This is a genomic window from Rhodopila sp. (assembly GCF_965277825.1).
Lineage (GTDB): Bacteria > Pseudomonadota > Alphaproteobacteria > Acetobacterales > Acetobacteraceae > Rhodopila.
Genome location: NZ_OZ255846.1, coordinates 1,147,334 through 1,172,726 on the forward strand (window position 1 = coordinate 1,147,334; position 25,393 = coordinate 1,172,726).

General features: G+C 66.8%; 24 protein-coding genes and 1 tRNA gene. 14 read left to right on the plus strand and 11 right to left on the minus strand.

Translation table 11 applies throughout. The features are described from left to right. Window positions 1–27: 27 nt before the first annotated feature. Genes ACQY4T_RS05815 through ACQY4T_RS05825 form a run of 3 tightly spaced genes read right to left on the minus strand, consistent with a single transcriptional unit; the run spans window position 28 to window position 3,995 of the window. The gene (locus ACQY4T_RS05815) at window positions 28–1,734 is read right to left on the minus strand and encodes a M3 family oligoendopeptidase (RefSeq protein ID WP_428538831.1); all 1,707 of its coding nucleotides are present in this window, start codon (window positions 1,732–1,734) and stop codon (window positions 28–30) included. Then, a complete protein-coding gene (locus ACQY4T_RS05820) occupies window positions 1,727–3,505 on the minus strand; it encodes an ABC transporter ATP-binding protein/permease (protein ID WP_428538833.1) in 1,779 nt (592 codons plus the stop codon). The genes ACQY4T_RS05815 and ACQY4T_RS05820 overlap by 8 nt, the downstream gene beginning before the upstream one ends. A 7-nt stretch (window positions 3,506–3,512) precedes the next feature. Further along, window positions 3,513–3,995: a DUF1499 domain-containing protein gene (locus tag ACQY4T_RS05825; protein WP_428538835.1), complete on the minus strand. Its 483-nt coding sequence runs from the start codon at window positions 3,993–3,995 to the stop codon at window positions 3,513–3,515. Between the two features lie 245 nt (window positions 3,996–4,240). Between ACQY4T_RS05825 and ACQY4T_RS05830 the strand changes: the two genes are divergently transcribed. The 5 genes from ACQY4T_RS05830 to ACQY4T_RS05850 all read left to right on the plus strand — a co-directional run bounded on the left by ACQY4T_RS05830 (window position 4,241) and on the right by ACQY4T_RS05850 (window position 6,945). After that, window positions 4,241–4,531 carry a DUF4168 domain-containing protein gene (locus ACQY4T_RS05830; RefSeq protein ID WP_428538837.1) on the plus strand — a complete coding sequence of 97 codons (291 nt, stop codon included), beginning with the start codon at window positions 4,241–4,243 and terminating at the stop codon, window positions 4,529–4,531. A 1-nt stretch (window position 4,532) separates the two neighbouring features. Continuing rightward, window positions 4,533–4,922 carry a DUF4168 domain-containing protein gene (locus ACQY4T_RS05835; protein WP_428538839.1) on the plus strand — a complete coding sequence of 130 codons (390 nt, stop codon included), beginning with the start codon at window positions 4,533–4,535 and terminating at the stop codon, window positions 4,920–4,922. Between the two features lie 1,170 nt (window positions 4,923–6,092). Beyond that, window positions 6,093–6,224 carry a hypothetical protein gene (locus ACQY4T_RS05840; RefSeq protein ID WP_428538841.1) on the plus strand — a complete coding sequence of 44 codons (132 nt, stop codon included), beginning with the start codon at window positions 6,093–6,095 and terminating at the stop codon, window positions 6,222–6,224. 239 nt (window positions 6,225–6,463) lie between these two features. Next, window positions 6,464–6,649, plus strand: a complete 186-nt coding sequence (locus ACQY4T_RS05845; protein WP_428538843.1) for a hypothetical protein — start codon at window positions 6,464–6,466, stop codon at window positions 6,647–6,649. Window positions 6,650–6,786: 137 nt separating this feature from the next. Further along, window positions 6,787–6,945, plus strand: coding sequence for a helix-turn-helix domain-containing protein (locus ACQY4T_RS05850; RefSeq protein ID WP_428542741.1), 159 nt, complete (start codon window positions 6,787–6,789; stop codon window positions 6,943–6,945). Between the two features lie 403 nt (window positions 6,946–7,348). Here the strand turns inward: ACQY4T_RS05850 and ACQY4T_RS05855 are convergent. The 4 genes from ACQY4T_RS05855 to def form a co-directional block, all read right to left on the minus strand. Next, a tRNA-Ser gene (locus tag ACQY4T_RS05855) sits at window positions 7,349–7,438 on the minus strand. Window positions 7,439–7,512: 74 nt separating this feature from the next. Continuing rightward, complete coding sequence (gene lepA, locus ACQY4T_RS05860) at window positions 7,513–9,318, minus strand: translation elongation factor 4 (protein ID WP_428538845.1); 1,806 nt, start codon at window positions 9,316–9,318, stop codon at window positions 7,513–7,515. A 79-nt stretch (window positions 9,319–9,397) separates the two neighbouring features. Further along, window positions 9,398–10,048 (minus strand): COQ9 family protein, encoded by a 651-nt coding sequence (locus ACQY4T_RS05865; RefSeq protein ID WP_428538847.1) that lies wholly within the window; start codon window positions 10,046–10,048, stop codon window positions 9,398–9,400. Continuing rightward, a complete protein-coding gene (def, locus tag ACQY4T_RS05870; protein ID WP_428538849.1) occupies window positions 10,045–10,578 on the minus strand; it encodes a peptide deformylase in 534 nt (177 codons plus the stop codon). Before def ends, ACQY4T_RS05865 begins: the two co-directional genes overlap by 4 nt. A 196-nt stretch (window positions 10,579–10,774) precedes the next feature. Here def and rpsU point away from each other — a divergent pair, with 196 nt between their 5' ends. From rpsU to ACQY4T_RS05890, 4 genes are all read left to right on the plus strand, one after another. Continuing rightward, a complete protein-coding gene (gene rpsU, locus ACQY4T_RS05875) occupies window positions 10,775–10,978 on the plus strand; it encodes a 30S ribosomal protein S21 (RefSeq protein WP_048860545.1) in 204 nt (67 codons plus the stop codon). A gap of 190 nt (window positions 10,979–11,168) precedes the next feature. Further along, a complete protein-coding gene (locus tag ACQY4T_RS05880; RefSeq protein ID WP_428538851.1) occupies window positions 11,169–12,605 on the plus strand; it encodes a PLP-dependent aminotransferase family protein in 1,437 nt (478 codons plus the stop codon). Window positions 12,606–12,825: 220 nt separating this feature from the next. Further along, window positions 12,826–13,959, plus strand: coding sequence for an acyl-CoA dehydrogenase family protein (locus tag ACQY4T_RS05885; RefSeq protein ID WP_428538853.1), 1,134 nt, complete (start codon window positions 12,826–12,828; stop codon window positions 13,957–13,959). A 25-nt stretch (window positions 13,960–13,984) separates the two neighbouring features. Beyond that, on the plus strand, window positions 13,985–14,392 hold the full coding sequence (locus ACQY4T_RS05890) for a VOC family protein (RefSeq protein ID WP_428538855.1): 408 nt from the start codon (window positions 13,985–13,987) through the stop codon (window positions 14,390–14,392). Between the two features lie 185 nt (window positions 14,393–14,577). Here the strand turns inward: ACQY4T_RS05890 and ACQY4T_RS05895 are convergent, their stop codons facing one another. Further along, a complete protein-coding gene (locus tag ACQY4T_RS05895) occupies window positions 14,578–16,224 on the minus strand; it encodes a Na/Pi cotransporter family protein (RefSeq protein ID WP_428538857.1) in 1,647 nt (548 codons plus the stop codon). Between the two features lie 246 nt (window positions 16,225–16,470). Between ACQY4T_RS05895 and ACQY4T_RS05900 the strand changes: the two genes are divergently transcribed. Continuing rightward, on the plus strand, window positions 16,471–17,514 hold the full coding sequence (locus tag ACQY4T_RS05900; protein WP_428538859.1) for an MBL fold metallo-hydrolase: 1,044 nt from the start codon (window positions 16,471–16,473) through the stop codon (window positions 17,512–17,514). An 80-nt stretch (window positions 17,515–17,594) separates the two neighbouring features. Here the strand turns inward: ACQY4T_RS05900 and ACQY4T_RS05905 are convergent, their stop codons facing one another. Both ACQY4T_RS05905 and ACQY4T_RS05910 read right to left on the minus strand, forming a co-directional pair. Next, window positions 17,595–18,026 carry an OsmC family protein gene (locus ACQY4T_RS05905; RefSeq protein WP_428538861.1) on the minus strand — a complete coding sequence of 144 codons (432 nt, stop codon included), beginning with the start codon at window positions 18,024–18,026 and terminating at the stop codon, window positions 17,595–17,597. Window positions 18,027–18,195: 169 nt separating this feature from the next. Then, a complete protein-coding gene (locus tag ACQY4T_RS05910) occupies window positions 18,196–18,681 on the minus strand; it encodes a CinA family protein (RefSeq protein WP_428538863.1) in 486 nt (161 codons plus the stop codon). Window positions 18,682–18,955: 274 nt separating this feature from the next. Here ACQY4T_RS05910 and ACQY4T_RS05915 point away from each other — a divergent pair, with 274 nt between their 5' ends. The 3 genes from ACQY4T_RS05915 (at window position 18,956) to ACQY4T_RS05925 (ending at window position 22,794) form a co-directional block, all read left to right on the plus strand. Then, window positions 18,956–20,200: a cytochrome P450 gene (locus ACQY4T_RS05915; protein WP_428538865.1), complete on the plus strand. Its 1,245-nt coding sequence runs from the start codon at window positions 18,956–18,958 to the stop codon at window positions 20,198–20,200. 35 nt (window positions 20,201–20,235) lie between these two features. Continuing rightward, a complete protein-coding gene (locus ACQY4T_RS05920) occupies window positions 20,236–21,471 on the plus strand; it encodes an MFS transporter (RefSeq protein WP_428538867.1) in 1,236 nt (411 codons plus the stop codon). A 258-nt stretch (window positions 21,472–21,729) separates the two neighbouring features. Beyond that, window positions 21,730–22,794, plus strand: a complete 1,065-nt coding sequence (locus ACQY4T_RS05925; protein ID WP_428538869.1) for a thioesterase domain-containing protein — start codon at window positions 21,730–21,732, stop codon at window positions 22,792–22,794. Here ACQY4T_RS05925 and ACQY4T_RS05930 read toward each other — a convergent pair whose 3' ends face one another. After that, window positions 22,795–23,454, minus strand: coding sequence for a hypothetical protein (locus ACQY4T_RS05930; protein ID WP_428538871.1), 660 nt, complete (start codon window positions 23,452–23,454; stop codon window positions 22,795–22,797). Between the two features lie 130 nt (window positions 23,455–23,584). Here ACQY4T_RS05930 and ACQY4T_RS05935 point away from each other — a divergent pair, with 130 nt between their 5' ends. Beyond that, window positions 23,585–25,387 (plus strand): long-chain-acyl-CoA synthetase, encoded by a 1,803-nt coding sequence (locus ACQY4T_RS05935; protein WP_428538873.1) that lies wholly within the window; start codon window positions 23,585–23,587, stop codon window positions 25,385–25,387. Window positions 25,388–25,393 lie beyond the last annotated feature (6 nt).

Consider the following 25,393-nt stretch of genomic DNA (forward strand, 5'->3'; position numbering starts at 1 on the left):
GCGGCGCCTGGAGTGAACTACCACGCCCTAAACACCCAGTACCGCCGCCGCCTCCCGCACCACATCCGCCAACGCCCCATCGGCAAACGGCGACACCAGCCCGGCGGAGCGCACCAGGTCCTGGAATGGCGCCGATCCGCCGCGTGCGCAAAGCCGCACGTAGTCTTCCATCGAGGCCTCGTAGTCACGCCTCGACTTCACCCAGAACTGCATCGCGCAGCACTGTGCCAGGGTGTAGTCGATGTAGTAGAACGGCGACCCATAGATGTGCGGCTTGGCCTGCCAGCGGCCGCCGTTGCGCAGGTAATCCAGGTCGCCATAGTCGGTCCACGGCATGTAGATCGCCTCCAACCGCCGCCATATCGCGTGCCGCTCGGCGGGTGACGCGTCCGGGTGGGCATAGACCTCGTGCTGGAAGTGATCGACGCAGACCCCGTACGGCAGCAGCGCCAGCGCCCCGATCAGGTGCATGCGGCGGAAGCGGTCGGCGGCGTCCTCACCGACCAGGCGGCCGATGCCGGGATGGGCCAGGAACTCCAGCGCCATCGAGTTGATCTCGGCCGCCTCCATCGTCGGCCACAGGTAGTCCACGCCGGGCTGGTCGCGGCTTTCCCAGTTCTGGAAGGCGTGCCCCATCTCGTGGGTGAAGACGCCGACGTCGTGATGGGTGCCGTTGAAATTGGCGAAGATGAACGGCATGCCCTGGGTCGGAAACGACGTGCAGAAACCGCCGCCGGCCTTGCCCGGACGGTTCTTCAGGTCCATGAACCCGCCCTCGCTCATCAGCCGGTAGAAGCCGGCCAGGCGGTGGTCCATGCCGTCGAACATGGTCTGCGCGGCGGCCACCAGGGTGTCATGGTCGCCGGCCGGCTTCGGGTTGCCGGCGGGATCGATCAGCGCTTCGTCCCAGAACCGCAGCCGGTCCCAGCCGTTGGCGGCGCGTCGAACCTCCAGCAGGCGCGCCACCAGCGGCACCACGTGGCGAACCACCTGCTCGCGGTAACGGGCGACGTCGTCCGGCCCGTAGTCCACCCGCCGCAGCCGCCGATATCCAAGCGCGGTATAGTCGGCAAAACCAAGCTTGCGGGCCATCGCGTGGCGCAATTTGACCAATTGGTCGAAGAGCGAGTCCAACACCTCGGCGTTGGCCGCGAAGAACCCCCAGCGCACCTGTTCCGCCTGATGCCGCACCGACCGGTCCGGGTTTTCGGCATAGGGTCCGAGGCCGGCCAGGTTCACCGTCTGCCCGGCGATCTGCAGCTTCGCCGAGGCCAGCAGCTCGGTATAGCGGGCGGACAGCCGAGCCTCTTGTTCCAGGTCGGGCTTGATGGCGGGATCAAAGGTGGTGACGTCGGTCTGCCAAAGTCGCATTGCGTGCGGCCCGACCCGCGCGGCGAGGTCGGATTGATCGGGATCGGCGAGCAGCCGGCGTTTGACCGAGGTTTCCAGGTCCGCCGCCTCCGGCGCCAGCGTGTCGGCGTAGTCTCGATCTGCCTGCGCGTTCGCATCGGTGGTGTCCTGGGCGAAGCGCAGATGCGCCAGCGCCGTCCAGGTGTCGAACCGCCGCCTCAGCGCGTCCCATTCAGCCAAAGCGGCGCCGCGCTCGCCGCGATCCAGCCGGTCGTTGATGGCGGCATACTCGGCGGTCAAACTGGCCGGTGTCGGCCTCGGTTCGCTGATCGCGTCGAACCGCGGCCGATCAGCGCGTGGATCGTCCTGCGGGGCGTCAGTCACCGGCCGGCTCCGGCACCACATCAGATGTCACCAGCGTGCCGGTCTTGCCGACCTGGCGGGCGAGACTGAGCCGTTTGTCGTGGAACGCGGCAACCGAGGGACGATGGGCGATCGACACCAGGGTGGCATCGGGCAGCCGGTGCTTCAGCGTCTGGTACAGTTCTTCCTCGGCCTCGGGGTCGACGCTGGCGGTGGCCTCGTCGAGGAAGATCCAGTCCGGTTTCGCCAACAACGCCCTGGCGAAGCCCAGCCGCTGCTGCTCGCCCATCGACAGCCGCATCGGCCAGTTGTCGTCATTGTCCAGCCGGTTGCAGAACTGTCCCAGCCCGACGTCGCGCAGCACCTGGGCCATGTCTTCGGGGCTGAACGAACCGATCGGGTTCGGATAGGCGATGACGTGCCGCAGGGTGCCCAGCGGCACGTAAGGGCGCTGCGGGATGAAGAACGACCGCGGCGGGATCCGCACCTCGCCCGACCCGAACGGCCAGATCCCCGCCAGGGTGCGGAACAGCGTGGTCTTGCCGGCCCCGGATCGGCCGGTGACGACGACCGAGTGCCCCGGCGTCAGCAGCAGGTCCGCCCCTTCCAGCAGCTTGGTTCCGTCGGGCAGCGTCATGGTGACATCGCGCAGCCGCAGATTGCCGTCTGTCGAGGTCGCCGGATCGAAGCCGCCATGGGTCTCGGCCTGCGCCTTCAGGATGGCCCTGTGGAAGGTGGCCAGACGCTCGACGATCGCGCGCCAGACCGCGAGCTGGGCGTACGAGGCGACGAACCATGACATCGACCCCTGCACCTGGCCGAAGGCGCCCGCCGTCTGCACCAGGCCGCCCAACTGCATCGACCCGGCAAAATAGCGCGGCGCGGCGACCACGATCGGGAAGATGCCGGCGACCTGGTCATAGGTGCCGGTCAGGGTGTTCAGCAGCTTGGTCCGGGTCATGATCTGGCGCCAGTTGGCGATCACCGCGGCGAACCGTTCGCGCAGGGTGACGCCTTCTTCTTCCTCACCGTGATACAGCGCGATGTTTTCCATGTTTTCGCGCACCCGGACCAGGGCGTATCGGAAATCCGCCTCCACCCGCTGCTGGCGGAAACTCAGGATCGACAGCGGCCGCCCGACCAGATGGGTCAGCCAGGTGCCGATCGCGGCATAGCCCAGCGCCACCCAGACCATGTAGCCGGGAATAACGATGCCGAACAGCGTGACCGATCCGGACAGGCCCCACAGGATGCTGACGAAACTGAACAGCGAGACCAGGTTGGACAACAGCCCCAGGCTCAGGCTGAGCGTGTTGTCGGTGAAATCGCGCAGATCCTCGGCGACGCGCTGGTCGGGGTTGTCGGTGCCGACCGCGGCGGGATCGGCGGTCAAGCTGATATGGTAATAGGCGCGATCGGACATCCATTCGTTGAGGAATTTGCGCGTCAGCCAGCGCCGCCAGCGGATCTGCAGCAACTGGTTGATGTAGACCGAGTAAACATAGAGCGCGATGTAGACCACGGCGACCTCGCAGAACCCGGGCAGCAGCCCGATCGGCGTCCGGCGATACAGGAACAGCAGTTGCAGGAACGCCTTCCAGTCCTTTTCCTGCAGCGCGTTGTAGAACTCGCGGTGCCAGAAGCTGAGCACCACGCTGAGCCCGACCAGGGTCAGGTTCATCGCGATGATCGCCGCCAGCAGGCCGCGCGCCGCCCAGCGCTCCTCCGAGGTCACGAAATAGGGCCGGGTCAGACGCCAGGCATCTTTCAGGAAGGGGCCGATACCGCGCATATACGGGTTATCTCTCGCTGGAAGGGGGGAGTTTCGTCCGCAGCTCGGCGAGCCAGGTGGCGAGGCGCTTGCGGTTCACGCCGAGGTCGGACTGGCCATACACGCTGCGCGAGTAGATGATCAGCAGGCTGGCGTCGGGGCCGGCGGACTGCACCTGCACCATGATCAGGTCGGGGAAGTTGAACACCATGGAGCGGGCAACGTAGTGCACCTGATGCTGGTCGGCATAGAGCGCGGCCTGATAGGTGCGGGGCTGCGCCGCCGCGACGGCCTGTACCAGGGCGAACAACGCATCGGGCGCCAGCGCGTAGGGCGGGGTGACGATGTCGGGCGCCGGGGTGAAGCCGGCCGGCGCGGCCAGCGCGGTGTTCGGACTGGATGGGCGCACCAGATGGGTCACGTCCAGCAGCGCTGGCGCGGGTAGTCCTGCCGCCGCAGGGAAGCCGCAGGCGGGAAGCACCAGGCCGATCAGCCAGGCAAACGGCGTCATCCGGCATACGCGGGTATCATTGTGCGGGTGATGCCCGGAAAGCAGGCAGTGGGCAAGTTACTTTCAAACAAGCCCCTCGCACACTGGCGGGCAAGCTCGGCTGCCGCCCGGTCAGGCCGGCTCGCTGCGTCGCGATATACCGCCTGCACGGCGGGCCGCATTTTGGTTGAACCCGATGCGTGCCGCCTCGTTGGAGTCCGGGTGGTCCGGCAGGATCACGCGTTAACACAACAACGGAGAAGACGATGGCACCGTTTCAGACCAACCAAGCCACGATGTCGCAGGACATGGTGACCCGGGTCGGTTCGGCCGCCGGGCGGGTCGCGAAGATTCAGCAGGACTATGCGACGCAGGCTGAATCCGAAACCGCCGCCGATGCTCGTGAGGCGCTGGCAAGCCGCGCGCGTGCAGCGGCGGAGCAGGTGATCGACGAGCAGGGGATTTCAATCGACGACTACAACGCTGTACTGACGGCGGCGGAGGGCGATCCGGACCTTGAACAGCGGTTGCTGGACGCGGCGCGGGAGGTGCTTTGAGATGCGGCATTTCTTGATCGCGGCCGGCCTGGCGCTTGGCTTGGCTCCCGCCTTTGCAGTGGCTGCGCCTGACCAGATGTCGCCGGCGCAGCCAGCGCCACCGAGTGCTCCTGGCACGGCGCCTGGCGCGTCGATCCCTGACGGCACGATCGGCAAGGCCGGCGCGGCCCTGCGGGACGTGGCCAAGTTGCAGGAAAAGTATCAGGGCCAGATGGAGCAGGCCACGCCTGACCAGAAACAGGGCCTGAGCGAACAGGCCAACGCCGAGGCGGTCCAGGCGATCCAGTCGCACGGGTTGTCGGTGCAGGAATACTCGACCGTGGTGCGGACCGCGCAGAACAATCCGCAGGTCAAACAGCGGCTACTGAGCGCCGCCAACAGCGCGCAATAGCGGCGACAGGGACGGGACGCGCAGTCCTGCCCCTGGGAGCCTATGGGCTTTGCGTGCGGTTTGCTGTTAGCACGATAACACGTGATGCGAAGCTGGCGCGGATATGGCTTTTTTGGCCGATCCGGCGCCTGCTCGGCTGCGGCCCGGTAGGGACAAGCGGTCGGGAAGCGCCCGTCGGATGCAAGCAACTGCCCGCCGCCCGGCAATAGACCACTTCAAGGTGGATTCCGCCGACTGTTTGCCATCTCAGAGACTGGGTGGCGCGGCATTAAGCCGCCGAAGTGGCGCCGTGCGGGATGCCGTGACTTGATCGCGGCGCCGGGCAGGTCGCGGCTCGCACTGATATCATGCAGCGGTCGGCGATAACGGATCGGCCGGGCCGGACCGGGGGTTCGTCGGGGCTGATCGCCAGGGACACCGCCGGCGATGGCGTCGCTCCGGTTGTGGTCTCTTTCGAGAATATATCGGATAGATAATTTGTTTTCGGGGTGGGGCGCGGTGCGGCATCGCGTCGGAAAGGGTGCGATCACAGCCCCGCCAGCCACTATTGCCGAATCGCCGTTTCGCTCCATTTACGAGACTTGGAGGACCAAAACCTATGAAGATGCGCAATGTATTGTTCTCAGCCATACTGGCGATCAGCCCTTTGACCGGTGTCATGGCGCAGGGAACCAGCGGGTCGGGTAGCCAGTCGGACGCGACAAGTGCGGCCCAGCCGGGCGCAACCGGGTCAACGGTGGTGCCCGGTAACAAGAGCACGGCGGCCGGTGATCAGAAGGGAACCGCGGACACCAAAGCCGGCGGCGTCAGCGGCGGGAAGTAAGTCGTTTGACCGCGTGGCCGGCGCCGTTCGGCGCCGGCCACGATGCTGGAACCACGGATGCGGCGAGGATATTGAAGGTCTTTGAACCCTGGCGTGCCCCAATCGCGAAGAGATCAAACCGCGCTCGACCTACCATTTTCGTCATCACGCATTCACTTCCATCCGCGCTGGACTCGACGGGTTACCATTACCCGAACCAAAAATGCGGCTTGGCCAGTATGCGCACGGCGAGGCCGATCGCGAACCACGCATCGCTTTGATCAGGGCGTCGGAAAGAAGACCGGCCGTGATCGACCAGCGGTCAATATTTTGGTCGTCGCCACGCTGAACGCCTGCCGGGGCGGCCCATGAAGCACGACCTGATCGGCTGGCGCGTCATCGACAACTGGCCGAAGCGCTTGCCTGTCACCGAACGCGAAGTGGACATGTTCGAGGCGTGGTTTGGCGACATCCTCAATGAGTTGTTCGGGCCGCCCTAGCCGCCCTTCCTCATGCATTGGATTACCGCGTTCCTTGCGCTATATCGTCCATTGGCGTAGTATTCGCTGTGTCTAGGCCAGCCCCCGTCAGCGTCGTCGAGACGCCCGAGTTCCTAGCCGCAACGCGGCGTATCATGAACGACGAGGAGCGCGGTTTGCTGGTCGATTATCTCGCCCGCAACCCACTGGCCGGCGACCTGATTCCTGGAACCGGTGGCGTGCGAAAGCTGCGCTGAGCCTTGGAGGGACGCGGTAAGCGGGGCGGCGCGCGGGTAATCTATTACTACCACAGCGACGCCATGCCGATCTTCGCCCTGACCGCCTGCGCCAAGAACGAACGGGCCGACATCAGCCAAGCCGACCGCAACGATTTTCGCCGCGTGACGGCGCTGCTGGTCGAGCGTTACGCGAGGAGAGCAAGATGACGAGCAAAGGTGCCGACAGCATCCGGCGCGGGCTTCAGGAGGCTTTGGCCTATGCCGAGGGCACCGCGGATACCAGCCGCTATGGTGTCCACATCCCAGAGGACATCGATGTGAAGGCGATCCGGATCAAGCTGGAGATGACCCAGGAGGAGTTCGCCGGCCGCTTCGGGTTCAACATCAACACCCTGCGCCATTGGGAGCAGGGCCGCCGTGTCCCAGAGGGGCCGACCCGCGCCTATCTCCTCGTCATCGACCGCAATCCCAAGGCGGTTCAGAAGGCGCTGACGGCGGCATGACGAGACGATCTGGTCGCCCAGCATCTGGAGGAGCGTTTGCTCGATCCGGCCGCGCTGGAAGAGGTGTTGAGCATCGTCCTCGATCGCCGCCAGGAGCGTGCCGAACGCAGGGCCGCCCATGCCACCGAACTTCGCAAGAAAACCGCCGAAGCAGAGGTTCGCCTCAAGCGTCTCTATGACGCCATTGAGAGCGGCGTGGCCGACATCGAGGACGACTCGCTCAAGGAGCGAATCGCCGACACGCGAGCGCTGAAATCCCAGGCCCAGGTGGATGTCGAGTGTGCGACCCATTTCGTTGGATGCGGTCGGGGGAGAAATCACCCCAACCAAGCTCCGCATATTCGCCGAAGCAGCGCGCCGACGGCTACGCGGTCCAGACGGCGGTTACCGCCGCGATCATCTTTGGCGGAGAGACAGGGATTCGAACCCTGGGTACGCTTTCACGCACACACGCTTTCCAAGCGTGCGCCTTAAGCCACTCGGCCATCTCTCCCGCGCAAGCACGACTACGCAAAGCGGTCAATATCATCGCCCCGAGCAGAGGCAAACCCCTGCGGGCCAACCCCCTCACGCATCCATCTTAAGCGCCGCGAGGAACGCCGACTGCGGAATCTCCACCTTGCCGAATTGGCGCATCCGCTTCTTGCCTTCCTTCTGCTTCTCCAGCAGCTTGCGTTTTCTTGAAATATCCCCGCCGTAACATTTCGCCGTCACGTCCTTGGACAGCGCGCTGATCGTCTCGCGTGCAACCACCCGGCTGCCGATCGCCGCCTGGATCGCGATCTTGAACAACTGCTTGGGGATCAGGTCCTTCAGCCTGGCACAAATCTGCCGACCGCGGTTCTCGGCGGCGGCGCGGTGCGCGATGAACGACAGCGCATCGACCAGGTCGCCGTTCACCAGGATGGAGATCCGCACCAGGTCGCTCTCGGCGTAGCCGTCCATCGCATAATCGAAGCTCGCATAGCCGCGCGAGACTGACTTCAGCCGGTCGTAGAAATCGAACACCACCTCGTTCAGCGGGATCCGATACACCGCCATCGCCCGGTTGCCGACATAAGTCAGGTCGACCTGCTGGCCGCGCCGTTCGGTGCACAGGCCCAAAACGCTGCCCAGGTAGTCGTCCGGCACCATGATGGTGGCCTTGATCCACGGCTCTTCGATGCGCTCGACCACCGAACCGTCGGGCATATCGACCGGGTTGTGCAGGTCCTGCATCTGCCCGTTGGTCTTGTAGACGTGGTAGACCACCGACGGCGCGGTAGCGATCAATTCCAGCGCGAACTCCCGGGTCAGCCGCTCCTGGATGATCTCCAGGTGCAGCAGGCCGAGGAAGCCGCAGCGGAAGCCGAACCCTAGCGCGGCGGAGGTCTCCGGTTCGTAGTGGAAGCTGGCATCGTTCAGCCGCAGCTTGCCCAGGCTGTCGCGCAGCTTCTCGAAATCGTCGGCGTCGATCGGATACAGCCCGCACCACACCACCGGGATCGACGGCTTGAACCCCGGCAGCGCCTGGCTCGTCGGCGTCCGGTCGTCGGTGATCGTATCGCCGACGTTGCAGTCGGCCACCGTCTTGATGGCGGCGGTGATGAAGCCGATCTCGCCGGGCCCGAGGTCGTCGGTCGGCACCATCTTCGGCGTGAAAACACCGACCTGCTCGACCGAATGGACGGCGCCCGAGGACATCATCCGGATCCGCTGGCCGCGCTTCATCCGCCCGTCCTTGATCCGCACCAGGATGACGACGCCCAGGTATTGGTCGTACCAGCTATCCACCAGCAGCGCCTTCAGCGGCGCCGATCCGTCGCCAGTCGGCGCCGGCAGGCGGGTCACCAGGGCCTCCAGCACGCCTTCGATGTTCAGCCCGGTCTTGGCGCTGATTTCCACCGCGTCGGAGGTGTCGAGGCCAATTACGTCCTCGATTTGCTGCTTGACGCGTTCGGGTTCCGCCGCCGGCAGGTCGATCTTGTTGAGGATCGGCACGATCTCATGATTGGCCTCGATCGCCTGGTAGACGTTGGCCAGGGTCTGCGCCTCGACCCCTTGGGAGGCGTCGACCACCAGCAGGCTGCCCTCGCACGCCGCCAGGCTGCGGCTGACCTCGTAGGCGAAATCGACGTGGCCGGGGGTGTCCATCAGGTTCAGTTCGTAGGTCAGGCCGTCCTTGGCGGTGTAGCTGAGGCGGACGGTCTGCGCCTTGATGGTGATGCCGCGTTCCTTCTCCAGCTCCATGTTGTCCAGCACCTGCGCGGTCATTTCGCGTGCGGTCAGCCCGCCGGTGACCTGGATCAGCCGGTCGGCCAGGGTGGATTTGCCGTGGTCGATATGCGCAATGATCGAGAAATTGCGGATACGCTGAAGGGGGGTGTCGGTCATGAAGCTGCGAACCGGGACCTGCTTTGAACGTCGGCTGCCGAGGCGGCGGCCGGCGGTGCGCGCACAGATAGAGTGTCCGTCAGCCCGTGTCACCCATTGCCGTGGGCCGGCCGAAGCCGGGCGGGCGTGGCAGCCGGGCCAGCAGGCCATCGATCCGCCCCCTGACCTTGCCGATCCGACCCACCGCGGCCAGCCGCCGATCGAGGAACGCCAGCGTCGAGGCATCGTCCTCGGAGCTGTCGCGCAGCCAATACAGCACGGTGGCGCTGTAGACCGCGGCCAGGATCGCCCGTTTCGTATACCAGCTAAAATCCGCCGACCGGTCACCGGCGGCGTGCCAGATGGCATCGACCGTCCTGGCGGTGCAGCCGGCCGCCGCGCCGGTGTTGCCCGGCAGTGCCAGCACCGAGAGCGCCCGCCGGATGGCTTCCTTGTTCGGCCGGTTCTGCTCCAAACGCAGCGCGATCACCGCGTGCACCCGGGCTGACACTTTGGTCTGCGGCAGCGCCGCGGCGGCCTCGGCCATGCGCCGGTCGGCGAGGTCGCAGAACGTCTCGATCATGTCCACGGTGCCGAGCGGGAAAAGCATGTCGGCCTCGTCCGGCGCCATCCCGGCGTCGCGCACCCCGGCCCGCAGCGCCCGCTTGGTCCAGCCGTCGAACGCCACGTTCGGCAGCATCGCGATGATCGCCTGGTCGCGTTCCGGCAGCCGTTCGGGGGCTTCGATCATCGGTCCGCTCCGGCTCGGTCGAGTTCGCTGGTGAAGCCGAAATGGCGGAAATCGATCATGCGCATCGGATACAGGATACCGTCCAAATGGTCGTACTCATGCTGAACGATCCGGGCGTGGAAGCCGGTCACCTCGCGCTCGATCACGTTGCCGTCGCAATCGGTGCCGCGATAGCGAATGCGGGTGGCCCGCGGCACCGCGGCGCGCAGATCGGGGATCGACAGGCAGCCTTCCCATCCCAAGGCGCGTTCGTCCCCGAGTAATTCCACCTCGGGGTTGATCAGCACCGAGTTGGCAAGCGGGATATCGTCGGGGTCCTGGGTTTGCCGCCCGGGGGGAACGCGGAACACGAACAGGCGCAACGGCTGGTAGACCTGCGGGGCGGCCAGGCCGACTCCGGGCGCGTCCTCCATGGTCTGCATCATGTCGGCCACCAGGCGGCGGATATCGGGCGCGCCCGGATCAACCACGGGGCTGCACTTTTGCAGCAAGACCGGGTTGCCCATCCGGGCGATTTTCAGAATGGCCATGCCTACGTTGCGTCCTGTCGGTGAACCATGGGCGTCGGTGACCCATGGGCGTCTGGGAACCATGGGCCGGCGAATATGGACTTGTAAGTATCCACGGCCATGTTATAGCGCGAGCCCCTGCTTCCGGGATGCCGGCGAAAGGGGGCGTTTGCGCATCCGATCGGCGGGGCGTTTTGGCAAAGGAGTAGGCGGCCAAGTGCAAGTTCTCGTGCGTGACAACAACGTTGACCAGGCGCTGAAGGCGCTCAAGAAAAAGATGCAGCGGGAGGGGATTTTCCGCGAGATGAAGCTGCGGCGGCACTATGAGAAGCCCTCCGAACGGCGCGCCCGCGAAGCCGCGGAGGCGGTTCGGCGTGCCAGGAAGCTGGAACGCAAGCGGCTGGAGCGCGAGGGCTTTTAGCCTTCCCATAGCTGGCGTCACCGTTTCGGCGCGTGAAGCGGCAAACTCTGTCTGGTCGGATCAAAGTATAAAGCGGCTTTACGGCGGCAGGGAGGTTCCCTAGCGTCGCCTTCTGCATGTGCAGCTTGCCGAGCCGACCTGGCGGGGTGTAGGGTCCGGCAATTGGACCAACCGGCTGGGACGTAACCTCGTGCTTGCGCCAGACCAAACCCGCCAGAGCGCGGTGTTCGACCATCTTCGTCACAGCATCTTGACCGGAGCATTGCCTAGTGGCGGCCGCCTGCCGCCCAGCCGCTCCCTCGCCCACGAACTTGGCGTCGCTCGGCAGACAATCGTACTCGCCTATGAACGCCTGGCGGCCGAGGGCTATGTCCGCGGCCGCACCGGCAGCGGCACCTACGTGGCAACGGATCTGCCGGATCAGGCGCCGTCCCCGACCGCCACGCCGATGCTGGCCGCTGCCGCGCTCTCCGCCCGTGGCGCCCGGCTAGCGGCGGTCCCGGTATCGGCCAGCGCGCGCGATCCGGCGCTTGGGCTGCTGCTGGCCGGCGGCCTGCCGGCACCGGATCTGTTTCCGGTCAAGGCCTGGGCGCGCTGCGCGGCGCGGGTGATGCGGCCGCTGAGCGGCGAACTATCAAGCTATCCGCCGCCGCAAGGCCTGCTGGTGCTGCGCGAGCAGATCGCCGCCCATCTGGCCGCCACCCGCGGACTGGTGGCCGATCCCGGCTGCATCGTGGTGACCAGCGGCACGCAGCAGGCGTTGCGCATCGCCGCCGACCTGCTGCTCGACCCCGGCGATCCGGCCTGGGTCGAGGATCCGGGCTATATCGCCGGGCGCGGCGCGCTGCTGGCCGCCGGCGCCGACCTGCGCCCGATCCCCAGCGACGCAGAGGGGATCGATGTCGCCGCCGGGGTGCGCATCGCCGCCAACGCCAGGCTGGCGCTGGTCGCGCCGTCGCACGCCACGCCGCTGGGCGGTGCTTTGCCGATCGGGCGCCGGCTGGCGCTGTTGGACTGGGCTCGGCGCGGCACCGCTTGGGTGCTGGAGGACGATTGCGATTCCGAGTTCCGCTGGGAAGGCAAGCCGCTGCCTCCACTGGCGACGCTGGATAAGGCCGGGCAGGTGATCTACTGCGGCACCTTCAGCAAGACCCTGGCGCCGACGCTGCGGATCGGCTTCGCCATCGTGCCGCCGCCGCTGGTCGCAGCCTTCGTGCGGCTGCGCACTCTGACCGATCGCGGCACCGACGGGTTCACCCAGGCCACGCTGGCGGAATACATGCGCCAGGGTCTGCTGTCGCCGCACATCCGCAAGATGCGCACCGAATATGCCCGCCGCCGCGAGGCCCTGCTGGAGGCGATGGGTCGCGTGGTCCGTCACGCCACCGCGCTGGCCGCTCCGGGCGGCCTGCATATGGTGGCGCGCCTGGACGACGGCGTGGACGAAGCCGGCGCCGTGCGGGCGTGCCGAACGCGGGAGCTGGCGGTGTCGCCGCTGCGGGCGTATTTCGCCGGGGAGGCGCGGATGAACGGTCTGGTGATCGGGTTCGCCGCGACGCCGACCGCGATGGCAGGCGAGGTGGCGCGGCGGTTGGAAGCGGCGCTGCTGCATACCGCGGCGGGCTGAGCTCACGGCGCGATGGCCGAAGCCACGGCGGCCCGCTTTTCAAGTGCCGGGAAATGCCGCATCGTCGACTTTGGCGACGTTGAAGCCAAGAATCGCCTTTGGCGATGTTAAAGCGGAGAATCGCCTCTGGCGATGTTAAAGTGGAGAATCGCCTCTGGCGGCGTCGAAGCCGAGAGCAGGGACCAGCGGCGTTTGCCGCCGAGACCAGGGAGACGGAAGCATGACGGATGTCCACCCCCAGGTGGCGCGGGCCCGCGCGCTGCATCCTCTGCTGAAACAGCAGGCCGACGAGGTCAACCGCCGCCGCGAACTGACCGCTCCGATCGTCGAGGCGCTAAAACAAGGCGAGTTTTTCCGCCTGCTGCAGCCGCGCTCGATCGGCGGGATGGAGTTGAAGGCGTCGGACTTCGCCCGCGTCACCGAGGCAATCTCGGCCGCCGACGGGTCCACCGCTTGGGTGGTGTGCCAGGGCAACGGCTGCTCGATGTCGGCGGCCTATCTGGACCCGGACGTGGCCGGGGAGATCTTCGGGCCGGTCGACGGCATTCTGGCCTGGGGTCCGCCGGGCGGTCCGTCCGAGGCCGAACCGGTGGCGGGCGGATACTGCATTTCCGGCACCTGGCGGTTTGCCAGCGGCAGCCAGAACGCCAGTTGGCTGGGGGCGCACATGAAGGTCGCCGGACGCAAGGAAGTCCGCACCATGCTGTTTCCCAAATCCAGTATCGAGATGGTCGATATCTGGCACACGCTGGGACTGCGCGGCACCGCGAGCAACCAGTATGTTGTCAAGGACCTGTTCGTGCCGACCGATCATACCATGCTGCGCGATCAGGCGGTCGATCGGCGGGAAGCCGGTCCGCTGTATCGCTTCAGCAGCAGCCAGCTTTACTCGGCCGGGTTCGCCGGCGTCGGGCTTGGCATCGCACGCGGCCTGATCGACGCGTTCCTCGAGTTGCCGGCCACCAAGATATCACGCGGCGCCAGCAGGCCGATGCGGGAAAATAACGTGGTGCAGTCGCAACTGGCGCAGTCGGAGGCGAAGTGGCACTCGGCGCGGGCGTTCCTGCACAATACGCTGGACGAGATCCACGACCACGTGATCCGACACGGCGAGATGACCGAACATCAGGCCGCGATGCTGCGGCTGGCCTCGACCTGGGCGATCGGGCAATCGCGCGAGGCGGTCAACACGCTGTTTCACTGCGCCGGTTCGGCGGCGGTGTTCGAGGACCAGCCGTTCGAGCGCCGGCTGCGCGACATTCACACCGTGTCGCAACAGTCCCAGGGACGTCAGTTGCACTACGAATCGGTCGGCCAGATCATGCTTGGTCTTGCACCGGAGAACCAGTTTTAAACCTGACCCGAGGAAGGAACGAAAGATGCCGGCACAGTCGCTGAACCACTACACGATCAAAGTACGCGACTTGGAGCACACCAAGGATTTTTACCAGGACATCGTTGGCCTCAAAGTCGGCGACCGACCGCCGCTGGCGTTTCCCGGTTACTGGCTCTACTGCGGCGATGTCCCGACGGTGCATCTGATTGGCAACCGCGCGGAAGATCCGGTGATCGGCGATCACGCCTCGCAGCCGGCGGCGACCGGTCGGCTGGATCATATCGCGTTCTCTTGCAACGGCTTGAAGGAGATGCGGTCCAACCTGCAGGCGCGTGACATCAAGTTCGACGAGCGGGTTTTGCCGCGGCTGAACATGACGCAGTTGTTCTACTTGGATCCGGATGGCATCTCGGTAGAATGCAACTTCGAGGCGGCCGAAACCGGATCGTAGAGCGACATCAGCCGGACCGGAAAGTCAGGCTGATATAGTTGCTCGCTCAAACAAAGAACCAGAGCACGGTGACCGTTTGCGGTCACCGAAAGCGCTCCAGCTATCGATGTCCATGCCATTCCTGCAATCCGCCGGCGAGCAAGACCCGCGCTGCCGATGGCACCCGTCTCCACCGATCCAAACCCCTACCGCAGCCGGCTTTCCAGCAGCTCGCCGCGGTTTTGCAGCAGCGGGTAGGCCGCCGCCGCCACCAGATGGGCGTTCACCCGTTTCAGGTCGCGCATCGCATCGAGGTGCAGCGTGCTGGTCTCGACCGAGTCCAGCCGGCCTTCCCGCAGGCGGGCAAAATGCTCCGTGGTGGCCTCGGCTTCCAGGCCGCGGAAGGTGCCTTTCTCCTCCACCAGCAGGCGGGCCGCGCGTTCGTCCCCGGTCACCAGCAACGCCGCCGCCGAACGCAGGTTGGTCATCAGCCGGTCGACGATGGCGCGCAGCGGATCGGCCTCGGCCGGGGAGAACACCAGGCCGCGCTTGACCTGCTTGGCGACGATCCCCAGCAGGCCCTTGTCCACCACGTCGCCGGCATGTTCCAGGTTGGTGGCGAAGCTCAGGATCTCCACCGCGCGACGATGGTCGCTTTCGGTCATCGCCTCGGCCGGCAAGGATGTCATGTACGATCGGATCGCCGTGTTCAGCGTGTCGAGCACGTCATCCAGCCGCCTCAGCTCACTCAGGTGACGACGATCGGGGCGCTGCAGCGCATCGCGCAGCCCCAGCAGCATGGCTTCGAGCGCGTCGGCCATGCGCAGTGCCTCGCGCGTCGCCGCGCCTAGCGCCACCACCGGCACCTCGATCGCGCTGTGGTCCAGATACAGTGGACGGCCGGGATCGGCGGTATCGATCCTGGTCGGCAACAGCCGCCGCAGCATGGCGGCAAACGGCGTCAGCAGCGGGAAGAACACCAGCGCCAGGGCGAGGTTGAAGCCAGTGTGGAAATCCGCCACCACGCGAGCGTTGTCGGGATCGATCGAGACCAGCCACGGCCCCAGCAGCGGCAGCAGCGCCAGTCCGACGGCGACGCCGATGGCGCGGTTGATCAGGTTGCCGATCGGCAGCCGCCTGGCCGCCGGATCGTCGCCGGCGCCACCCTCCAGCACCGGGTTGATCGCGGTGCCCAGATTGGCGCCCAGCACCAGCGCGAAGGCGGCGGCCGGCGGCACCACGCCCTTGGCCGCGAACGACATGGTCAGCAGCACCACCGCGACAGAGGAATGCGCCGCCCAGGTCAGCCCCGCCGCCAGGATCACGTCCAGCACCGGCAGGGTCGACACCGCACCCATCAGCAATCGCAGGCTGGGCACGTCCTCATACGGGTCGAGCAGGGCGACGAACTGGCTCAGCGCCATCAGCACCAGGCCGAGGCCGATCAGCACGCGGCCGAAGTCGCGCGGCGCGGCGCTGGTGCGGCGGAACATCAGCACGCCGATCAGGATCAGCGCCGGGGCGACCTCGGCGACGTGGAACGACAGCAACTGCACGATCAGCGTGGTGCCGACATTGGCGCCCAGCATCACCGCCAGCGCCGGCACCAGGTCCATCAGCCCGCCGGCGGCGAACCCGGTGACCATCAGCCCGGTCGCGGTGCTGCTTTGCAGGATGGCGGTGACGCCGATGCCGGCCAGGAACGCCTGAAAGCGGTTGCGTAGCGCGACGTCCAACAGCCCGCGCAGCTTGGCGCCCAGCGCGCGCTGCACGCCGGTCTGCACCATGTGCACGCCCCACAACAGCAGAGCGACCGCGCCGGCGAGGTTCACCAGCGTGACGGAGAAGTCCATTGGCAGCCTCCCGCGGACGCGCCGAACAGCGAAGAATCGTGGCTGATGCCCGTCAGCGCGCCGGGGGTCAAGTTCCTGGTTGACGACCCACGCGACAGCGTCGTCGGTCAGCCGGCCACAGCCGCGTCCATCGCTGCGCGGGTGCGTCATCCGGCCGTCCCGGATCGCGCAGCTGATCCGATCCCGGGACATGGCCGAACCGCTTGCGCGGTATCCCTGCCCGACCGGTTTTGCTAGCTAGGTCGGATGCAAGCCACCCATCCGTCGAAACTGAGCTTCCCGATCCCCGAGCCGCCGGCGTTCGGCTCGATCACCGACATCGCCCCCGGCATCCGCTGGCTGCGGCTGCCGCTGCCGTATCGGCTGGATCACGTCAACATCTACCTGATCGCCAACGCCGGCGGCTGGACGGCACTGGATACCGGCCTCGGCGACGACGCCTGCAAGCAGGCTTGGCAGGCCGCGCTAGCCGGCCCGTTGCGCGGTCAGCACCTGAACTCGCTGATCGTGTCGCATTTCCATCCCGACCATGTCGGCCTGGCCGGCTGGCTGTGCGAGCGGTTCGACCTGAAACTCAGCATGCCGCGGCCGGAATACCTGCACACCCTGCTGCTGCAGTTCGCTCCGGCCGACTACGGCGAGGACGTGTTCCGACCGTTCTACCAGCGTCACGGTCTGTCCGCCGAGGCGACCGAACTGGTGCTCAGCCGCGGCCACGAATACCTGCGCCGCACCAGCGGCGTTCCGGCATCGTACCATCGCATCAAGGGCGGCGACACGCTGGCGGTCGGTGAACGCTCGTTCCGGGTGCTGACCGGCGGCGGCCACGCGCTGGAACAGGCGATGCTGTACCGCCCCGAGGAACGCCTGTTCCTCGCCGCCGACCAGGTCATCGCCAGGATCTCGCCAAACGTCAGCGTGCACCCGATGGAGCCCGACCTGGACGCGCTGGGGATCTATCTTGGCTCGCTGCGCGCGGTCCGCGAGAGCGTGGCGCCGGACGTCCTGGTGCTGCCCGGACACGGCCTGCCCTTCCACGGCCTGCACGACCGGGTCGAGGAGCTGATCCAGCATCACGCCCAGCGTTGCGGTGAACTCGCCCTGGCGTGCACCACCGCGCCGCTGTCGGTGGCGGAGATCGTGCCGTACCTGTTCACCCGCACGCTCGACGCCCACCAGACCGGCTTTGCCTTCGGCGAGGTGCTGGCCCATGTCAACCACATGCTGGGCCGTGGCGAACTGCGGCTGGAAACCGATGCCGGCGGAGTCGACCGCTACCGCACGGTATGACCGCCGGCGGCAGCGGCCGCATCGTTTCGGCCGCCGCACGCCTGTCAGACCCTAATCGGGCGCCGCGCGCCCGTCCGACGTCAGACCAGCTTGGCATCCAACGTGATGTCGGCGTTCAGCAGCTTCGAGACCGGGCAATTCTCCTTCGCCCCCTTGGCCAGCTCCTGGAACTTGGCGTCCTCCAAACCCGGCACCTTGGCCTTCAGCGTCAGATGGATCGCGGCGATTTTCCAGCCGCCGGGGATCTGTTCCATGGTCAGGTCGGCGTCGCAGTCCAGGGTCTCCGGCGGATGCCCGGCGCCGCTGAGCTGGAACGCCGCCGCCATGCTGAAACAGCCGGCGTGGGCCGCGGCGATCAGTTCCTCGGGGTTGGTCCCGGTGCCGGTCTCGAAGCGTGACTTGAAGCCGTACGGCGTGTCCTTCAGCGTGCCGCTCGGCGTGGTCAGGCTGCCGCTGCCGTCCTTGCCCGAGCCCTGCCATTTCGCCGTTGCGTGCCGTTTGATCTGAGCCATGTCGGTTGCTCCTAGTTGGTTGCCACTCGACCGCCATGCTGGCGGTGCTGCGGATATGGGGCGGCTTTGGTCAAAGCCAGGGCGACATGGCCGATTGCCGACAGGGTGGCCGATCGCGGTGAATTCGGCGGGTCGCCAGCGGCCGGACCCCGCCTACCTGGACCGGCGCTCACAGCGCGGCTCGGATCATGGCGAAGGCGTGCGTCACGGTGGCGGCGCGGATCGCCGTTCGGTCGCCGGGGAACACCTGTCGTTCCGAGCGGGTGGGCTGAGCCGTGCCGGCGAGGCCGAAGCAGACTAGGCCGACGGGTTTGTCGGCGCTGCCGCCGCCGGGGCCGGCGACGCCGGTGACCGATAGCGCGATGGCGGCGCGGGACCGCGCCAGGGTGCCCTCGGCCATGGCGCGGGCGACGTCCTCGCTGACCGCGCCATGGGTCTCGATCAGCGCCGGCGCCACGCCGATCATTTCGGTCTTGGACTCGTTGGAGTAGGTGACGAAGCCGCGATCGAGCACGTCGGAGGACCCAGCGATCGAGGTGAGCGCGGCCGCAATCAATCCGCCGGTGCAGCTTTCGGCGGTGGCCAGCATGATCCCCTTGGAGCGGCATTCGGCCAGTAGGGCATCGGCATCGGTCAAAATGGAATCTGGAAGCATTGAAAGGTCCGCTTCTGTTCTCTAATGCAAACGGGGATCTCAGACAGGGTGGGCCGAAGCGGGACGGCTGTCCATCGGGCGCCGAGCGCAGGGCTGTTTTGCGCGACTTGATGCGCGTTAGCGGGTCATTTCCGGCCTGACTGAGGATGCCAACGATGATATAGTCGAACGTTTGGCTGATTGACCGCTTGGCGCGGCCCGTTCCACTGGCGCCAATGATGCGCTATTCTGTGTACGCCGATCGAGAAGACAGTCATGGATCTAGGAGACAGTCATGGATGTGCCGGTCAGCCCTGAAGCGCTGGGGAATCCCTGGTCCACGCCGCTGGATCGCATCGATGTCGCCGACGCTCGGATCTTCCAGGACGATGTCTGGCCAGATTGGTTCGCCCGGCTGCGGCGTGACGATCCGGTGCATCATACCGCCGACAGCCAGTTCGGTCCGTATTGGTCGGTGACCCGCTACCACGACATCATGCGGGTGGAGACCACCCCGTTGGTGTTCTCCTCGGCCTCGGGCATCACCCTGCTGGACCAGGAGACGCAATATCGGCTGGCGATGTTCATCGCGATGGACCCGCCGAAGCACGATGTGCAGCGGCATGTGGTCGCCCCGATCGTGGCGCCGGCCAACCTGGCGCACATGGCGGGCACCATCCGCGAGCGGGTGATCCGCATCCTGGACGGCTTGCCGCGCAACGAGACCTTCGACTGGGTCGAGCACGTGTCGGTCGAGCTGACCACGCAGATGCTGGCGACGCTGTTCGATTACCCGTTCGAGCGGCGCCGCGAGCTGACCTACTGGTCGAACATTGCGACCACCAACCTGAAGGACCCCAACGCCCTGGTCAGGACCGAGGAAGAGCGGTTCGTCGAGCTGCGCCAGATGGCCGCGGCGATGACCGAGCTATGGAATGAACGGGTGAACCGGCCGGGCGGGGTGGACCTGATCTCGATGCTGGCGCACGGCGAGGCAACGCGCGAGATGGATCCGATGGAGTTCATGGGGAACTGCGTGCTGCTGATCGTCGGCGGCAACGACACCACGCGCAACTCGATCAGCGGCGGCCTGTGGGCGCTGAACAAGCATCCCGAGCAGTATCGCAAGCTGCGGGAAAACCCCGGGCTGATCGCCACCATGGTGCCGGAGATCATTCGCTGGCAGACGCCGATCGCCTATATGCGGCGCACCGCGCTGGCCGACTACGAATTAGGCGGCAAAACGATCCGCGCCGGCGACAAGCTGGCGCTGTGGTATATCTCGGGCAACCGCGACGCCGACGCCATCCCCGACGCCGATCGCTTCATCATCGATCGGGCGCGCCCGCGCCAGCACCTGTCGTTCGGCTTCGGCATTCATCGTTGCGTCGGCAACCGGCTGGCCGAGTTGCAACTGACCATCCTGTGGGAGGAGATCATGCGGCGGTTTCCGCATGTCGAGCTGATGTCGGAGCCGAAACGGGTCTATTCCAGCTTCGTGCACGGGATCGCTTCGATGATGGTGCGGATACCGGGTTGACCGCGGGGGGCGGGTCGGCCGGATAGCCTCGTTCGGTGGCTAGGCTGTTCGGTGCGGTGGCGGCCCTGCCCCGGTGGATGATCTGCTACGTGCTGCTGGGCCTGGTGCAGAGCGGCATGGTGCCGGTGATCCTGCCGCTGGCCGCTCGGCCCGGCCCGGCCGCCGGGGTGACCTACGCCGCGTTCGCCGCCGCCGGCATTGCCGCCCCGTTCATCGGCGCCTGGAGCGACCGCCATCGCCGCCACCGGCGGACCCTGGCCGCCGGGTTGGGCCTCGCCGGGCTGGGCCTGATCGCGCACAGCCTGCCCGGCGGATTGGTCCAGCACATGGCGAGCGCGGCGCTGATCGGGTTCGGGGTCTCCTCGGGCAGCACGGTGGCGACAATGTTCATTGTCGAGGTGGTGCCCGAGGCAGCGTGGGATGGCCAGATCAGCGCGCTGCAGGCGTGCACCAGCGGCGGTCAGCTTGGTGGCCTGCTGATCGCCGGCGCATTAGGGCTGCGCCACGTCGAAGCTGCCTTGCTGCTAGGCGCCGCGGTGCTGTTGGCGGCGATTCCGCTGGCGCTCGCTCTGGCTCCGGACCCGCAGGTCCAGGTTTCGCGCGCCGATCTGGTGCCGCGGCCGGCGCGTGGCGGCGATGCGATCGCGAGCGGCCCGCAGCGGTCGCTGCATCGGGTGAGCTGGCGGGCGATCGCCGGGCTTGGGCACAGCGGGCTGGCCTGGTTCCTGGCCGCCTGGGTGGTGTCGTACACCGCGACCAATGGTCTATCGGTGATGTTCTCGGTGGCGATGGTGCGCGACTACCAGGCGTCGGCAACCTTGCCGACGACGGCCTATGCGATCGGTGTCGGTTGCAGCCTGCTGGTGTTTCGCCTGGTCGGCCGCTGGGACAGCCGGTTCGGACCCTGGCGGGTGCTTGGCGCCGGGCTGGCGTCGCGAGCGCTGCTGGTTGGCGGGTTGGTGGTACTCACGGCATCGCACGCCAAGGCCGCGCTGGTCCCGATCCTGTTGTGTTTCGGTGCGACGCAGGTTGCCTGGCCGCTGCTCTCGGTTGCCAGCACGCGGCTGTCGGTGACGCTGTCGCCGGCGCATCGCGCCGAGAGCGCCGGTTTGCTGAACGCCGCGACCTCGGTGGGAGCAACGATCGGGGGTGTGGTTGGCGGGGTATTGCTGCACGCCGGCTTCGTCTGGCTGTGCGTCGCGGTGCTGGCGGCGTTGGTTCTGAGCCTGTTGCTGGCCTGGCATCCGCGGGTTCGGCTGGGTTCGGGTTGATCGGCGCGAGTGTAAGGAATGCCGACACTGGTGGGCGGGGCTGGTCAATACATTCGTGTTCCGATCACGCGCAAGCGCCACCCGCTCGGAAGTCATACAACATACTGTTTTGTATGAATATTTTGGTGTTTTAAGGGATCTTCTTCGGCAGGCTTTTTCCGCAATGTAGTCGGGATACATGCGGCTGTCTGCAGAATTACTTGGCACATGGGTTGCTTTGTCTCAAAGCCACGGATGCTTGCGATGGAGGACACCTGGATGCCCGATACCGTTCTGCCGTCGTCTTGGGTGGTTGAAGGCGGTGTAGCCGATGATCCGGGGCGCCACGCCGGTGCGTTGAATGGTCTGTTCGCCCTGACCGGGCGCGGGTCGGAGCGGGTGATCCATCCGATCAACGACAGCGCGGTTGAAGCCGGCCACGCAGGGCCGGCGTTCTATTGCGTGCATTCTCTGTCCGGCGCGGGCGGAACGGACTTCCGCCAGTTGGCCCGGCTGATGCCCGGCGTGCGGTTTTACGGCATCCAGGCGCCCCCCAAGAAGATGCGGGACCAGGGGTTCGGTGGTTCGGTCGAGGCGATTGCCGAGTATTATGCCGACGCGCTCGTGCGATTTCAGCCGCATGGGCATGTCTTGCTGGGTGGTTGGTCAGCCGGAGCGATCATCGGCTTGGAGATCGCGCAGAACCTGCGTTCGCGTGGCCGCGAGGTCGCTCTGTTCGCGGCGATCGATGCGGCGCCTGAAAATACCGCGGCCGGGCGTCGCCCCTGGCATCCGATCTATCTGCTGCAACTGGCGGCCAACTTGCCGGGCTGGGTCAGGCATGAAAACCTGACCGACAAGACTGCCGTGATGTCGCTGGTTCGCCGCGCCGGGCAGAAAACCATGGCGCGGGTCAAGGCCACGTTTGGCGAGCGCAATGCCACGACTGCCAACGACCATGCGGTCGAGGGGATCATTGACCTGGCTCGGTTTCCGGCCGAGCAGAGGTCGTTCATGAAGCGGCTGTATCGGGCGCTGCTGGAGTATCACGCGAAGCCTTACTCGGGCGACGTGGTTGTGTATGAGGCGCGGGTGAAGCCGCTGCTGCATCTGCCTCAGTTGGGACGGGTCTGGCGCAGGATCGCCCCGCGGTCGGTGATCGTGCCGGTCGACGGAACGCATGCGAGCATCATGCGAAAGGCCCATGTGCCGGCTCTGGCCGACGATCTGCGCGCTCGGATCGCGCGGATCGCGGCAGTGCCGGTTTACGACGTTGCGGGTCGCGTGTGCAGCCTGGCGGAAGCGCGGGAGCGGCGGCGGGCTCGGGCGCTGGTGGGGTCCTGATCAGCGTGGCGGTGCTGTCGTGCCCATGGCGGCCGGCGACGGATTGGTCGGGCGGGCGAGGCCCTGGGCGAGTGCCGCGACGCGCAGGCCGGGGCCGATGATGGCAAGGGCGGCGAACGGCCAATAGAACACGGCGTGGCCGAGGCCACCGGCCAGCGGACCGCGCAGGAAATCGATCGCGAAGGCATAGGCCACGTAGTTCATTCCAATGACTCGCAGCAGCCACCAGCCGGTCTTGCCCAGCCTGGCGCGCAGCGAGCTGATCGAGCACAGGGTCAGCAGGCCGACGAAAAGGATGGCGGTGCCGAACACCAGGAAGGTCCTCAGGCCGGGTGGGTGGCCGAGCAGGCAGAGCCAGGCGACCAGCGCGAGGTGGACGCACTCGATCGCGGCGAACGAGAGCCCGAGTTCACGGGCATGGCGCGGCAGTGGTTTCAGGGCCGGCCCGAACAGCGACACCAGGGCGGCGCCGGCATAGGCAAACCAGAACGGCAGAAAGGCCAGTCGCGCGGTCGCCTTCAGCGCCAGGATGGTGCCCTGCTCCCCGGGTCCGGCGACCAGTAGCACAGCGACGGTCAGGCCGACGGCGGCGGCGAAGGACACCTGGATCCAGTGCGCGGTGCGAAACCTCGCCGGCGTCGTCCTGGGGGGTGGGGCCACGCGATGGCTCCTGATGGAGTGCTTGCAAAGTAGAGATAAGTTCGTCGTCTTTCGAGATCGAAAGCATTATAGCATCGTGGCGGCGGATTTGACAGCTTAATGCAGCGGTTTTGCGACGATGGTGGCGATCATGCGGGATGACGGACAGGGCGCGACGGCGCCTTCTCAGGCGGAGCGGGGGGCGGCGCTGAAGGCGTGGATCCGCGCGATGGACGCGATCAAGGTCATGGACCGCGAGCCTGCGGCGACGCTGCCCGGGATGCTGGACGGTCTGGCCGGCGCGCATGGTGACCGAGTGGCGTTGCTGGGCGAGGGCCAGCAGATGAGTTACCGCCAATTGACCGAGCAGGTGAACCGCATCGCCCGCTGGGGCGTGGCGCAGGGCTTCGCCGCCGGGGATGTGGTCTGCCTGCTGATGCCGAACTGCCCGGAGTATGTCGCGATCTGGCTTGGCCTGACGCGGATCGGCTGCGTGGTTGCCCTGATCAACACCAATCAGGTCGGCGATGCGCTGCGGCACAGCATCCGGACGGTGGGGGCGGCTGGCCTGATCGTCGCCGGCAGCCTGGCTGGCAAGATTGCCGCGATCGCCGATGGGCTTCCGGCCGGGGTCTGGGTGCATGGCGATGCGCCCGGCGATTGGCCGCGCCTGGAGCCTGGGGTCGCGGGGTGCGATGACGCACCGTTGACGGCAGCCGAACGGGCGCTGCCGCGGCCGGCCGATCAGGCGCTGCTGATCTACACCTCGGGCACCACCGGTGCGCCGAAGGCGGCGCGGGTGACGCATGGCCGGGTAATGGAATGGAGCTTCTGGTTCGCCGGCATGATGGACGCGCAGCCCACCGACCGGCTGTATGACTGCCTGCCGCTGTATCACAGCACCGGCGGTATCGTGGCGATCGGGGCGATGCTGGTCCGCGGCGGGTCGGTGCTGATCAGCGCTCGGTTCTCGGGCAGCCGGTTCTGGGACGAAGTGGTCGATGGCGAGTGCACCATCTTCCAGTATATCGGGGAGTTGTGCCGCTATCTTGTCGCCGCCTCGCCGCACCCCAACGAGCGCCGGCACCGGCTGCGGCTGGCCTGCGGCAACGGGCTGCAGGCCGAGGTGTGGCGCGAGTTCGTGCGGCGCTGCGGCGTCGCGCGCATCCTGGAGTTCTATGCGGCGACCGAGGGCAGCGTTTCGCTCTACAACTGCGAGGGCAAGCCAGGCGCGATCGGGCGGGTGCCGCCGATCCTGGCGCAGCGCTTCCCGGTGCATCTGCTTCGCTGCGACAGCGATCAGGCCGAACCGGTGCGTGACGCCGACGGTCGCTGCATCGCCTGCGAGGCCGGCGAAGTGGGAGAGGCGATCGGACAGGTCCTGGACGCGACACGGTCTCCAGCCCGGCAGTTCGACGGCTATACCGACGCCGGGGCCTCGGCTCGCAAGTTGCTGCGCGACGTGTTCAGCGTCGGCGACTGCTGGTTTCGCACCGGCGACCTGATGCGCCGGGATGCCGCCGGCTATTATTACTTCGTCGATCGGATCGGCGACACGTTCCGCTGGAAGGGGGAGAACGTTGCCACCTCCGAGGTCGCCGAGGCGGTTCGCGGCTGCCCGGGCGTGAGCGATGCGGTGGTCTACGGGGTCAGCGTGACGGGACACGAGGGCCGCGCCGGCATGGCGGCGATCACCACCGAGGCGGGCTTCGATCTGGCTGGCCTGCGCGAGCATTTGGCGGCGCGGCTGCCTGGGTATGCGCAGCCGTTGTTCGTGCGGGTGTGCGCCGAGCTCGACCTGACCGGAACGTTCAAGCTGGCGAAAGGACGGCTGCAGCGGGACGGCTATGCGGAGGCGGCGGACCCGGTGTGGTTCAACGATCGCGAGAGCGGTCGGTTCGTTACCTGCGACGCGGCGCTGCGGCGGTCGATCGGCGATGGGCGGCGGCTTTAGGGTTGG